10 protein-coding genes are annotated in these 12,717 nt (G+C 50.4%); 7 read left to right on the plus strand and 3 right to left on the minus strand.

Annotation, left to right across the window (positions count from 1 at the left end; genetic code table 11):
• Positions 1–17: 17 nt before the first annotated feature.
• Complete coding sequence (gene dnaA, locus BUA40_RS01385) at positions 18–1,343, minus strand: chromosomal replication initiator protein DnaA (RefSeq protein ID WP_072797491.1); 1,326 nt, start codon at positions 1,341–1,343, stop codon at positions 18–20.
• Positions 1,344–1,632: 289 nt separating this feature from the next.
• On the opposite strand from dnaA, the gene BUA40_RS01390 reads away from it, so the two are divergent.
• From BUA40_RS01390 to BUA40_RS01405, 4 genes are read left to right on the plus strand one after another with little or no spacing between them, the layout of a single operon-like run.
• On the plus strand, positions 1,633–2,220 hold the full coding sequence (locus BUA40_RS01390) for a hypothetical protein (RefSeq protein ID WP_072797492.1): 588 nt from the start codon (positions 1,633–1,635) through the stop codon (positions 2,218–2,220).
• 33 nt (positions 2,221–2,253) lie between these two features.
• Positions 2,254–3,363 carry a squalene/phytoene synthase family protein gene (locus BUA40_RS01395; protein ID WP_072797493.1) on the plus strand — a complete coding sequence of 370 codons (1,110 nt, stop codon included), beginning with the start codon at positions 2,254–2,256 and terminating at the stop codon, positions 3,361–3,363.
• Entirely contained in the window at positions 3,363–3,929 is a 567-nt protein-coding gene (gene lspA, locus BUA40_RS01400; RefSeq protein WP_255369156.1) for a signal peptidase II, read from the plus strand. Before BUA40_RS01395 ends, lspA begins: the two co-directional genes overlap by 1 nt.
• Positions 3,930–3,977: 48 nt before the next feature.
• Entirely contained in the window at positions 3,978–5,252 is a 1,275-nt protein-coding gene (locus tag BUA40_RS01405; protein ID WP_072797515.1) for an RluA family pseudouridine synthase, read from the plus strand.
• 68 nt (positions 5,253–5,320) lie between these two features.
• Here the strand turns inward: BUA40_RS01405 and alr are convergent, their stop codons facing one another.
• A complete protein-coding gene (gene alr, locus BUA40_RS01410) occupies positions 5,321–6,544 on the minus strand; it encodes an alanine racemase (protein WP_072797516.1) in 1,224 nt (407 codons plus the stop codon).
• A gap of 521 nt (positions 6,545–7,065) precedes the next feature.
• On the opposite strand from alr, the gene BUA40_RS01415 reads away from it, so the two are divergent.
• The 3 genes from BUA40_RS01415 (at position 7,066) to BUA40_RS01425 (ending at position 11,578) form a co-directional block, all read left to right on the plus strand.
• Positions 7,066–8,004, plus strand: a complete 939-nt coding sequence (locus tag BUA40_RS01415; RefSeq protein WP_072797517.1) for an AgmX/PglI C-terminal domain-containing protein — start codon at positions 7,066–7,068, stop codon at positions 8,002–8,004.
• A gap of 105 nt (positions 8,005–8,109) precedes the next feature.
• A complete protein-coding gene (locus BUA40_RS01420; protein WP_072797518.1) occupies positions 8,110–9,228 on the plus strand; it encodes an aminopeptidase in 1,119 nt (372 codons plus the stop codon).
• A 22-nt stretch (positions 9,229–9,250) separates the two neighbouring features.
• Positions 9,251–11,578, plus strand: a complete 2,328-nt coding sequence (locus tag BUA40_RS01425) for a GLUG motif-containing protein (RefSeq protein WP_083585217.1) — start codon at positions 9,251–9,253, stop codon at positions 11,576–11,578.
• A gap of 109 nt (positions 11,579–11,687) precedes the next feature.
• Here the strand turns inward: BUA40_RS01425 and BUA40_RS01430 are convergent, their stop codons facing one another.
• A complete protein-coding gene (locus tag BUA40_RS01430) occupies positions 11,688–12,710 on the minus strand; it encodes an aspartate-semialdehyde dehydrogenase (RefSeq protein WP_072797520.1) in 1,023 nt (340 codons plus the stop codon).
• Positions 12,711–12,717 lie beyond the last annotated feature (7 nt).

The following is a 12,717-nucleotide window of genomic DNA, read 5'->3' on the forward strand; positions in this document are numbered from 1 at the left end:
TCTGTCGGGCCTGGATATTAGTCGTGAATCGAGTTCTTGAGGCTTTCGATGAGTCGTGCGAAGCTCGGATCGGTTTCCATTTCTTTCTTGATGCTCTTGATGGCGTGAACCACGGTGGAGTGGTCCTTGCCGCCAAAGCGTGAACCGATGCTCTGCAAGCTAATGGGCGAGCATTCGCGCATCAGGTACATAGCGACCTGACGTGCCTTGGAAATTTCCTTGGTGCCTCGGCCCAATTCAGTGAGCTTGGCTTCGGGCACTTCGTAGTGCTTCGAAACAGTGTGGAGCACGGCGTCGAGGCTTACGCGGCGGCGGAGTGTCGGAGCGATTTCGGCCACGACTTTCTGAGCGATGCTCATGTCGATGTCGTGGTGCATCAGGCTCGACTGCAAGGTGAGCTTGATGATAGCGCTTTCGAGGCTGCGCACGTTGCTTGCGATGTTTTCGGCCAGGTAGTGCAGAACGTCGTCGCTGATTTCCAGGTGGCGTTCTTCGGCCTTCTTGTGCAAAATGGCTTCGCGGGTTTCTACATCGGGCGGCTGGATATCGACCGTGAGGCCCCAGGCAAAGCGGCTGACCAAGCGGTCAGACAGGTTCTTGACTTCGGCTGCAGGAGCATCAGAGGTCAGCACAATCTGCTTGCCGGCCTGGTGCAGGGCGTTAAAGATCAAGAAGAATTCGTTCTGGGTTTCGTACTTGCCGGTCCAGTTCTGGATGTCGTCAATCAGCAAGATATCGACTTCGTTTCTGTAGAAGTCGGACATTTCGGTGATGCGCTGTTCGCGCAGGCACTTCATGTACTGCTGCGAAAAATCTTCGGAGGTCAGGTAGCACACGCGCTTGGTCGGATCTTCTTCGAGAATGTAGTTGCCGATAGCCTGCAAAAGGTGAGTCTTGCCAAGGCCCGAAGAACCGTAAATAAAGAGCGGGTTGTACTGCGTACCGTCGGGGTTGCGGGCGACTGCAAGGGCTGCGTTGAATGCAAGCTGAGCCTTGTCGCCAGGCACAAAGTTTTCAAAGCGGAAAGAACCCGAAAGCGGAATGCTCGGCTTCAAGAAATCGCGGAAGCTGTTGTTGCTAGAAGGGGCAGCCTGTGCAACAGTTTCCTGCTGCTGGAATTCAAATTCAATAGCAGATTCGTCGTGAGTGACTTCACGCCAGGCGAGACGGATGAGTTCTTTGTAAGCAGAATAGACGGCGGTATCCAGTCCGGGCGGAACGGTGACGACTGCGTGACCGGTGGTAAGGCTAGTAAGCTTGGTCTGCGCAAAATAAGTCTTATAAACCGTGTCCGAAAGCATCCCACGGAGGTAGTTCAAACATCTTTCCCATTCGGCTTGCATTTCTTCCTCTTCCACTAAGGGCGTACAAAATCTATCAACAGGTAGGCCATATAATCTAGAAAAATACGCTGGGGTGTTGATAAGTTTGGCTCCATGAAATCCGAAAAAAATGCTTTACGAGATAGGACTACCACCCTAAGTCATTGATTGTAAACAAGATAGCGTGATATTTTTACATAGGATTGCCTTGCATACAAATTAATTTAAAATGGGGGATTTCTTCTTTCGGAATGCTCTTTTTGCTTTAAAATCCTGAAAGAGCCCTTATTTTTCTACATTTAGGCCCGTTATGCAGATGTTTGATATTGATACCTTGATGCCGCTGTTGCTCAATACGTTGGATTACTGGTTTTGGGTCCCTCTTGTATTCTGGTTCTGGTTGTACAGATGGTTTTTTCGTGTATCGTACCCCATTTACTTCAAAAAATTGGCGAATAAAAGGGTAAAGTGGGCTTTCGTTCCTAAGTGGAAGTTCTATTGGAAGCCTTTGGACACCCTCTTTACGCTAATTCTTTCGATTGCGTCTGCCTTGCCGGCAATCTGGGCCGTGATGAAATGGCTCAGCATTTACCCCTGGTTCTACGGTTTTGCCGTTTCGCCTTTGTTTATTCTGTTTGGCCTGCTGCTTCGCCGTATTGCACGCGGCAAGACCGCTAAGCTTTACCAGGCTGCCTATTTCTTGGAATACCGCAAGGCTTGCTACGAGTGCGATGTCAAGGGAGCTCTCAGGAATGAGTCCGATATTCAGAATCGCACTTTCTGGAGCTTTACCAAGAAGCTTAAGAATGCCGAAGCTCATGGACGTTTGTGGAAGTACGTGAACGCTATGGCAAAGAGCAAGAAGATTCCCCGCGACATTTACGCGGAGATCAACTAGTTTTTCGGCAAAAGGATGTGTTGAGGGTTTTGAATGTCGAATATTCTTGATTCAATCGGAGTCGGTGAAAACGTCTTGGACGGTCGCGCCGCATGGAAGTATGCAGAAGAAATCCTTTTGCAGGTTTCAAGGACTTTTGCGCTCAATATCAACGTGCTCAAGGGCAAGCTCCACAAGAGCATTCTACTAGCATACCTTTACCTGCGCATTGCCGATACGGTCGAAGACGACCCCGACATGAAGGCTTCTGAAAAAGAAGTGGTTCTGGGTAAGTTTGCCGATATCTTCAAGACTGCTGAACTTTCTGACGAACTGATTGCTGCTTTTGAACAGTCTCTCCCGGAAAGCTGGCATAAGTCTGAACACCCGTACATGAACCTTTGCTTGCATACTCATGTGGTCGTTCCGCTGTTACGCGAAATGCCCGAAACTTATGCGGCGCCGGTGCGTGCGGTGACCATCGAGATGTGCCATGGAATGGCGAAGTTTGCGCTTAGGCAAGAGGCTGCCCTCAGTTCCGGTTGGTTTACGCTTGAAAGCGTGGCCGACCTCGATGAATACTGCTACTATGTGGCAGGCATTGTCGGTAAACTCTTGACGAACCTCTTCGCGGCTGATACCTGCCTCATTAGTGATGCTCGCAAGGCCGAAATGCAAAAGCTGGATGTGAGCTTTGGGCTTGCACTTCAGGTGGCAAACATCGTGAAGGACTGTGTCGAAGATTCCGGCCGCAGGGTCTGTTTTGTTCCCGAAGAAATTTGCCGCAAGCATGGGTTTGCGCATTCCTACGAAATGTTCGATGTCCCGGAGGACGCGAACACCCGTGCAGACTTTGACAAGCGCCGTGCCGCCGTGATGGGCGAACTCGTGAATAAGGCTTGGGGCCACCTGGATGATGCCATTGCTTACACCAAGCTCATTCCGAATGTCAAGATGCGTACCAGGTTGTTCTGCTTGTGGCCGCTCTTTATGGCCGCCGAGAACATGAAGCTGATTGGCGATGGTGCAAGCCTATTTGCCTCCGAAAAGAAGGTGAAGATTACTCGCGACACCGTCAAGCGAATCGTTAAGCAGACGATGTTGCATTTCTATTCGGATTCTTGGATCGAGAATTCTTACAATAAGTTGAAACAGGAAAGATAATGAAGTTTTATAATAAATGGCCGTTTCATTTGGGCTTGATTCTTTTTAGTATTGTGGCTGACCAGCTGACAAAGCTGTGGGCGCTTGTTCGTTTTACGAACGAAACGGGTGCGCCGAACCACGATATAATCAATGTCATTGGTGAATTGGTTCGTTTTCAGTTGGTATTCAATAAGGGTGCTGCTTTCAGTAGCCGTCCGCAAGACTTGATGCCGTTCTTGCCGCCTTGGCTGTTCTTTTTGCTGATTTCGATTGTGGCGACCATTGTGCTTTTGTGGTTCTACAAGTCCATCGACAAGCGCGATTGGATGAGCCGCCTTGGCGTGGTGATGATTCTCGGCGGTGCCGTGGGCAACTTTATTGACCGTATGCGCTTGCAGATGGTGGTGGATTTTATCGATTGCGATCTCCCGGACTTTATCATGACCCGTTTCCCGACATTCAATGTCGCGGACTCCTTTGTAACCGTGGGTGTTGCGATTGTGATTCTTTCGCCGATAATCCTGAAGAAAATCCATCAAGAAATTAAGAACGAAAAAAATAAACAAGTGGACGTTAGTCCGTAGGAAGTAAACAGTAACTTCCTACTTCCAACTTCCTACTTCCAACTGCTTATGAACTATATCGTTGAAGAAAAACATTCGGGTGAACGCATCGACAAGTTCCTTGTGGGTGTCATGGATAACGTGTCCCGCACGGACGTCCAGAAGTTGATTGCTGCTGGCGAAGTCAAGGTCGGCGGGGTAGTCACGCCCAAGAATTTCCGTGTCGAAACGGGCATGGTCGTGGTGGTGGACAAGGTCCCCGAAAAAGAAGCAAGCACCTTGGAACCCGAAAATATCCCGCTCGACATCGTTTACGAAGACGACGATATCGTGGTATTGAACAAGCCGCGCAACTTGGTGGTGCACCCGGGTAATGGCGTGCAGAACGGCACGCTTGCCGCAGGCCTTCTGTATCACTTTAAAGAAAATTTGTCTGCAGTGAACGGCCCGTTACGCCCGGGCATTGTCCATCGTCTGGACAAGGATACACCAGGGCTTATGGTGGTGGCGAAGAATGACGCTGCCCATAGGCATTTGGCACACCAGCTGGAAACCCGTACGCTGCACCGCACCTATAATGCCCTGGTGTGGGGGCATCCCCGCGACTTGGAAGGTACTATTGATGCCCCCATCGGGCGTAACCCCAAGAATCGTTTGAAGATGGCTGTCGTCAAGGACGGCAAGCCGAGCCGCACGCATTTTGTGGCGAAGAAATTTTTCGCATTCGCAACGCTTTTGGAATTGCAGTTGGAATCGGGTCGTACGCACCAGATTCGCGTGCATAGCCGCTATATGGGACACCCGGTTGTCGGTGACCCGCTGTACGATGGCCGCGACGGATGCTTGAACCGCGTTTCTCCTTTGATGAAGGATATCGCGGCCAAGGTGCTGGAAATTGCTCCGGCGCAGCTCTTGCAGGCCGTAAAAATTGAACTGATTCACCCGACGACGGGCAAGAAGATGAAGTTCAAGGTCCCGCTTGAAAAGCCTTTTGATCAGGTTCTTAAACTTCTCAAAAAGGAATGTCCGGCAGATGCTCCTGTATTCGATGAAGATGACGGTTTCCGCGACTTCGATCCTGAAATGCGCTATACCGAAGAAGAGGAAGAATTCATCGACGAAGAACCGCTGGCTCTCTTCCCTGAAGAGGTGGCGCCTTACAAGGAACGTAAAACGCGTGCCCAGCGCTTTGCCGAACGTGCTGCCAATGCCGCTAACCGTAAGGCCAAGGCTGCAGAACGCAAGCGAATCAAGCAGGAAAAGGCTGCCCGCAAGCGTGGCATTGCCCCTGAAGATTTCGTTCAGCCCGGTTACGAACCGACGATTGACCCTGATTTGCTCTAATATAAATGCAACCAAAGATTAGAAAAGGCTCCCTTTAGGGAGCCTTTTTTAGTTTATATAGATTTTAGCTATCGCAGCGGGTATTCCTTGAAGTCCTTGACGCCGAATTCCTTGCGCAGGTAATCCCAACGTACCAGGCGATTCTTCCAGTAATACTTACGATACAGGCGGCGTGCGACGCGGCTTGTTAATTCGTACGGAATCGTATGGTGGTCGTCGGCGACGCTCTCCATCGAAATGCGGAAGTCCAGTTCGCCGTTCACGACGTCGACCGTTTCGCCGACTTGCACATCAGGAATGTGGCTCACGTCGACCATGGTGGCGTCCATACATACGCGGCCAAGAATCGGGCAGAGCTGTCCGCGGATGAATACGAATCCCTTGTTATATTCGCCACGCAGGTAACCGTCGCCGTAACCGATGGCGATCGTTGCGATGCGGGTTGGCTGCTGGGCCATCCAGTAACCGCCGTAGCTCACGGTTTCGCCGGGCTTTACATCGTGGATGTGACGAATGGTAGACTTGATTCGCATCACCGGCTTGATCGGCCAAGGGGAAGGTGCTGCACCCATGCAGTTGTAGCCGTAAAGGGCAAGTCCCGGGCGCACCATGTCAAAGTGGCTTTCAGGGTGGGTGAGGGTGCCTGCCGAGCTAGAGCAGTGGCAAATCTCGGGGCGAAGTCCTTCGGCTTCAAGCACGTCGACCAGGCGCGTAAAGCGCTGGATCTGGATTTCGGTCTTCGGGTTCCCCGGCATATCGGCGGTGGCCAAGTGGGTGAACATGCCTTCGAAGTGCAGGTTCTTGAGGCTTAAAGCCGCACGGATATTGTTGAAGTCTTCGGCATCGAACCCGTAGCGGTTCATGCCGGTATCGATGGCCAAGTGAGCCTTGCAGGTGGTTCCTGTATCACGCAAGTACTGGTCGAATGCCATGGCGGTACGAATGTCTGTAATGGCCGCGGTCAGCTGGAATTCTACGAAGTAGGCGAAATCAGCCGGAGTGCAGGGGCCAAGCACCAGAATCGGCAAGTCCATGCCGTACTGACGAAGCAACATGCCTTCGCTAATGTGGGCTACGCCCAGGTAGTCGGCACCGCCGAATTTGGCGGCAAAAGAGCAGGCGAGGCTTCCGTGACCGTAAGAGTCCGCCTTGACGGGCAAAAGAATCTTCGTATTGGCCGGAATCTGGCTTCTGATAAATTGAATATTGTTGCAGAGTGCGTCTAAGTTGATTTCAATCCAGTTCGGGCGCGCTATCTTATTTAAATCGGGAGGAGTCGCTAAAAGTTTCATGATACGGGAAATATAGGTAAGTCCTTTTGATTTGGTTATATGTTTGTAAGAAAAATGTCCATTTTTTTGGCGTTCTTATTCCAACGTGGAATAAATCAAATTGAAATGTTTTTTGTAAATCCGCGGGTCGCGGGCGAAATCGGAATTTGCCTGCAATCCTAGTAACGGCGTGGGGTTTGTTATTTTGTATGAATTTACAATTCTGACGATGAAAATTTGTTTACCGATTGGGGTGAAACCTTTTTGTTTTTTTGTTTGTAGTTTTCTAGTGAAGAAAGAAAATATCTTGTTCTAATTCCGAGTAAAGGAACGGATATAGAATAAAATACAGATAAATTAATTCCTTTATTCTGTCGTTTTGATTCCCTGACATATAAGGCTTTGTGTAATGGGCTTGCTTTTAAAGTCCCGTTCCGAAGTCTATCCCAAGGCAAGTACAAGGCCCCTGTCAAAAGGGGTGTGTCCCTGCCTATACCCTAAAACAACATCCATCTAAACCCTGTTAAAGGGAGGATAAAATCATGACAGCAGTAATCCAAACACCGGAATCGTTCATCGCTTCCTTGTTGCCGGATTCCGACAAAAAGATGGTGCGCATTGCAGGCGTATCGCTTTTGGTTGCGATTCTCTTGTGCTTCTGGGCGGCGGCGTACGAGGTGGTTATTAACGATTCCATTTTTGTGGATACGCCAACCACCGAAATAACAGCAACCATGAACATCATCGACAAAAAGGAGGAAAAAAAGCCCGACAAGAAACCAGAACATAAACCTCAAAATATCCAAAGCAAAAGGCCTGGCACTGGCGGGAAACCCGTAGGGCAAGGTAATCCTCGAGCCCCTCTCAATCGTGGCGTTATCCATGCGCTAGAAGCACAAACTGCAAATGCTTCGGCCGCCGCTTACGACTTGATCAAGCAAAGCTTTGCCAAGGATATCGACAAGGTCCTCAAGAATACGAATGGTCTGCAGGTCACTGGTAAAACAAAAATTGGTGAAGTCCGCGATAAGATTCATGATGGATTCAACCAAGGCATGTTTGCCGGAGGCAGCGGCGGTATCGGCGATGATATCTCGAACCTGGTCAGTGGCTCCGCTGGAGCTATTTCGACCAAGGCGATGGGAAATATAAAGGCTCCCAAGGACACCGATATCGAGTGGGGATCTGGTCCCTCATCCCGTTCCGCTGCAGATATCATGAAGGTCGTTCGTCAGCGTACTCCGGGACTTCGGCACATCTACAATAAACACCTCAAAAAGAAGCCGGGGTTCCAGGGAAAGGTAACGCTCAAGTTCACGATTGCGCCGGGTGGCGAAATCATCAGCATTTCGCTGGTGTCGTCCACGACAGATTACAGCGAATTCGACAATGAAATCAAGAAATCGGTCGGTCGCTGGACATTCAGCAAGGTGAAATCGGGCAATACTACCGTGACCATCCCGTTCACATTTACAGAATAATTTCAGGTCCTTTTAATTATCCTCGCTCCGTAAAGGGGCGGGGATTCTTTTTTTTCTAGCGGAAATGGAGTTTACTATATTTTACATGTAAATAGGAGAATAAAAATGACTGATCCTCGCATTACAAAACTTGCTGAAAATTTGATTAATAATGCCATTGCCCTTAAGGCTGGCGAAAATATCCTTATCGAAACGACCGACACTCCCGACGAAGTCACGACTGAACTCGTGAAGGCTGTCGCCAAGGTGGGCGGTAACGCTTTCGTGCATAACTACCGCGGCCGTGTCCGTCGTGAAATGATCAAGTCGGCATCCATCGAACAGATGCAGTTGCAGGCCGACCTTGCGATGGCCGAAATGCAAAAAATGCAGGCCTACATCGCCATTCGCGGCGCCGAGAACGCTCTCGAAAACTGCGATATCGACGGCCGCCAGATGATGAATTACCGCAAGATTACGGAACCCGTGCTGAATTACCGTGTCGATAAGACCCGTTGGTGCGTGCTTCGCTGGCCGAACCCCTCTATGGCGCAGGGTGCCAAGATGAGTTCCGAGGCTTTCGAAGACTTCTACTTCGAAGCTTGCCTTGCCGATTATCCGAAAATGGCCAAGGCCGCGCAGAACCTCGTGGACCTCATGAACCGCACCGACAAGGTGCGCCTTGTGGCAAACGGAACCGATTTGACCTTCAGCATCAAGGATATTCCGGCGATTCCGTGCTGCGGCAACATGAACATCCCCGACGGCGAAGTTTATACTGCACCGGTGCGTAATAGCGTGAACGGCGTGATTCACTACAATACGCCGACCCTTTACGATGGCAAGTACTTCAGCAATATCCGCTTGGAATTCAAGGACGGCAAGATTGTGAACGCCATTTGCGAATCCGGCGACAACGTGGCCCTCAACGCCCTCTTCGATACTGACGAAGGTGGCCGTTATGTGGGCGAGTTCGCCATCGGTTTCAATCCGTTCGTGAATGCTCCCATGTGCGACATTCTGTTCGACGAAAAAATTGCGGGCTCTATCCACTTTACGCCGGGTCGTTGCTACGAAGAAGCCCCGAACGGCAACATCAGCGCCATCCACTGGGATCTGGTGCTGATCATGCGTCCGGAATACGGTGGCGGTGAAATCTGGTTCGACGACAAGCTCATCCGCAAAGACGGCATCTTCGTTGTTGACGAACTTAAGTGCCTGAACCCGGACCAGTTGGGAAAATAAAAACTCATAAGGAGGAGAACTAATGATTCGAAAATCATTGTTGATTGGTGCGTTACTCTCGATACCATGTCTTGCTGTGAATGGCAATATGGCTGGTGCGGGAACCGCTGAAAGTCCATGGCAGGTTGCCGATTACGAAGACCTTAAGGCCGTTGGTAATGGTAACTACAGCATGAGCGGTCACTATGTGCTGACGGCTGATATTGATGCGTCTGCTTCGCGGAATGAAACGAGCTCGACGGATTCTACGGCCGGTTTCCAGCCGATAGGTGTGGCGTACTACGGAACAGAACAGTCTTATTTTGACGGCGTATTTGACGGCGCGGACCATACGATATCGAATCTTTATTCGATGTCGAATAAAGAACGCTCGACCGCTATGTTCATGGCTGTAGGCCCTAATGGGGTCGTCAAGAACCTTAAAATGACGGATTGCCTGATTCAGGTTAAATATGTCTGGGCGGCAGGTTCCGTTGCCGTGATGAATTTTGGCCTGATAGAAAATATCGAGAATAAGCGCGATACGGTCAGTGCTCCGAGCAATACGGGTGGAATCGTTGGCATCAATGAAAACGGAATCATTCGGGATGTGAGTTTCGAAGGCGTCGTTCTCGGCATTAACGACCGCGATTTTATTGGCGGTATCGTGGGTGCCAATTCCGGTGCCAAATCGGTGATTCGCAATGTGAAGGTGAATGCCGATATGCGTTCTAGTTTCTACGGAAACAACCTCGGACTCGTTGCCGGAGTCAATGAAGGCTTGATTGTTTCTGCAGAAATTGACGGTATTCTCGAACATGGAAACCGCTTCCTTGGCGGCGTGACCGGAAAAAATTCGGGTACCATCGATTCATGCGTTTCTCGCGGTTCGATTTACTCGATGCATGAAAATACGGCAGGCTTGGTCGGATACAACAGCGGAACGGTTAAGAATTCTATTGTCGAGGCTGATTCTGTTGTTTGTGAGTATCGAGGTGCTGCCGGCTTTGTCGGTACAAATGATACGACGGGTATCGTAGAAAACTGTGTCTCTAAAACGAATGTACAATCCGATAGTAGTGCCGGTTTCGCCTTGTATAATGCTGGAATCATCAGGAATTCCCATGCGGAAGGTACCGTTGTCGGGGATTCGGCTCCTGGGAGATATGTTGCTGGCTTTATCGTGTATAACGTTGGTACAATCTCAAATTCCTACACGACGGCTGATGTCGATGCCTTCTTCAGGTTGGCTGGTTTTGTTGTCCGCAATGGCGGTAAAATTGATAGCAGCTATGCAACGGGCCATGTGCTTAACGGGGAACGTGCTTCTGGCGATACCTATGGTGGCTTTGTTGGCCAAAACGATAGCACCGGAATCATCACGAATAGCTATGCCACCGGCGAGGTGGTTGGCGGAACGGAGGCCGGAGGCTTTGTAGGAGTCAATAGTGGAAAAATCCACAATTGCTACGCTACAGGCGATGTGCGCTCCTATTCCAAGTTCGGCGGCTTCGTTGCCGAGAACTTTGGTGAAATCCTCTATGCCTATTCCACGGGAAATCTTGGAAGCATTAAGGGCTATACGACTTCGTATAATGCAGGCGGCTTTGTCGGCGTCAATAATGGCTATATCAACAACGCCTATACCACCGGAAATGTCAATAGCGAATATACGCCGGGCGGATTTGTTTCGAGCAATTCTGGAACGATCAAGAACGCCTATGCTTCGGGTGACGTTTCCGGAAAAGTTGAATTTGGCGGTTTTGCTTCTGCAAACAGGAAGTATCTCGAAAACGTCTTCTTTACAGGGAAACTGACTGCATCGGCTTCTGATTATCATGGCTCTGGTTGCTTTGTGGTGAATAATGCGGGTACTATAAAAGAGGCTCTCTATAATAAGGATGGCTGCGAATTCGAAGCGGACTCTGTGGCGAAGGAAGCTGCCTTTGCTGATATGAAGTCTCCGGCCCTTTACAAGTCCTGGAACGATTTCGATCGCTACTGGCTTGTGGGCGATACGCTCTCCTTCCCGCATCTGGTGTTTACGACAGGCGTGCTTCCTGAAATCATTGAAGACGGTCCTCCTATCGAAATTGCAAAGCCAAATATGGCTATCGCGAAGGTTGCCAATGGCCTGAAGCTGTATGGAAACCGCCAGAATCTGCAGGCGACGGTAACACTTTCCCGTTCGGGATTGACAAGCGTCAAGGTCTACAACCTGAAGGGTGTGCTGCAGAAAACGGTGTCTTTGGGCAATCTTCACGAAGGCGTGCATCAAGTGAATTTGAGTGGTGCTGTTGATGCTCGTGGCGTGGCGCTGATCGTTCTAGAACAGAATGGCAAGGCTTTGTCGAGGTCCCTGCTTCGCTAGTTCCGGCTAGTCGAAAATCTGCTGAATATCAAAAAGCCGTCCTTTTCGGGACGGCTTTTTAAATGTTTTTCGCTAAAGCGAAAGTTGCGCAGTCGCGCAATCTTTCGAATTACACACCCTTAGCGAGAATCTCACCGATCTGCACGGCGTTGAGAGCAGCGCCCTTGCGGATCTGGTCACCGGTGAGCCACAGCGTGTTGCTGTTTTCATCGGCGAGGTCCTTGCGGATACGGCCTACGAACACGTTGTCCTTGCCGGCGCTTTCGAGCGGCATCGGGTACACATAGTTCTGCGGATCGTCCTTGAGGGTCACGCCCGGAGCGTTCTTGAGAGCGTTGCGGATTTCTTCGACAGAAACCGGACGTTCGGTTTCGAACCACACGGATTCGGAGTGAGAACGGAGAGAGCTCACGCGCACGCAGGTGGCGCTCGTACGAACGTCAGAATGCATAATCTTGCGAGTTTCGTTGAACATCTTCATTTCTTCCTTCGTGTAGTCGTTTTCCGTCATCTTGTCGATCTGCGGAATCACGTTGTAGGCGAGCTGGAAGGGGAACTTGCTGATGTGCGTCGTCGTACCGGTTTCGAGGATGTCCTTGTACTGTTGCTTGAGTTCTTCCATAGCAATGGCACCTGCGCCACTTGCACTCTGGTAAGAAGAAATGTGGATCTTCTTGATGTGGGAAATCTTTTCGATCGGGTTCAGCACCACAACCATCATGATGGTCGTGCAGTTCGGGTTGGCGATGATGCCCTTACCGCCGTTTTCAGCCTTGTAGAGCTTGATGTCTTCGGGGTTCACTTCAGGCACGACCAGCGGGACCTTCGGGTCCATGCGGAAGAAGCTCGTGTTGTCGACAACCACGGCGCCGTTTTCGACGGCGATCGGGGCAAATTCCTGAGAAATAGCTGCGCCAGCGGAGCTGAGCACCAGGTCAACGCCCTTGAAAGAATCCTTGTTCAGAACTTCGCACTTGAGGGTTTCGCCCTTGAACTTGAATTCCTTACCGGCACTGCGTTCAGAAGCGAGGAGCTTCAGGCTCTGCAGCGGGAAGTTGCGTTCTTCGAGGATGGAGAGGATTTCTTGGCCTACGGCGCCGGTTGCGCCCATAATGGCTACGTTGCGAATCATAATTAAC

Source organism: Fibrobacter sp. UWT2, assembly GCF_900142545.1.
Taxonomy (GTDB): domain Bacteria; phylum Fibrobacterota; class Fibrobacteria; order Fibrobacterales; family Fibrobacteraceae; genus Fibrobacter.

Bases quoted from the DNA above. Each gene is read 5' to 3' on its own strand.
- dnaA (WP_072797491.1), bottom strand. From the start codon at position 1,343: ATGCAAGCCGAATGGGAAAGATGTTTGAACTACCTCCGTGGGATGCTT.
- BUA40_RS01390 (WP_072797492.1), top strand. From the start codon at position 1,633: ATGCAGATGTTTGATATTGATACCTTGATGCCGCTGTTGCTCAATACG.
- BUA40_RS01395 (WP_072797493.1), top strand. From the start codon at position 2,254: ATGTCGAATATTCTTGATTCAATCGGAGTCGGTGAAAACGTCTTGGAC.
- lspA (WP_255369156.1), top strand. From the start codon at position 3,363: ATGAAGTTTTATAATAAATGGCCGTTTCATTTGGGCTTGATTCTTTTT.
- BUA40_RS01405 (WP_072797515.1), top strand. From the start codon at position 3,978: ATGAACTATATCGTTGAAGAAAAACATTCGGGTGAACGCATCGACAAG.
- alr (WP_072797516.1), bottom strand. From the start codon at position 6,544: ATGAAACTTTTAGCGACTCCTCCCGATTTAAATAAGATAGCGCGCCCG.
- BUA40_RS01415 (WP_072797517.1), top strand. From the start codon at position 7,066: ATGACAGCAGTAATCCAAACACCGGAATCGTTCATCGCTTCCTTGTTG.
- BUA40_RS01420 (WP_072797518.1), top strand. From the start codon at position 8,110: ATGACTGATCCTCGCATTACAAAACTTGCTGAAAATTTGATTAATAAT.
- BUA40_RS01425 (WP_083585217.1), top strand. From the start codon at position 9,251: ATGATTCGAAAATCATTGTTGATTGGTGCGTTACTCTCGATACCATGT.
- BUA40_RS01430 (WP_072797520.1), bottom strand. From the start codon at position 12,710: ATGATTCGCAACGTAGCCATTATGGGCGCAACCGGCGCCGTAGGCCAA.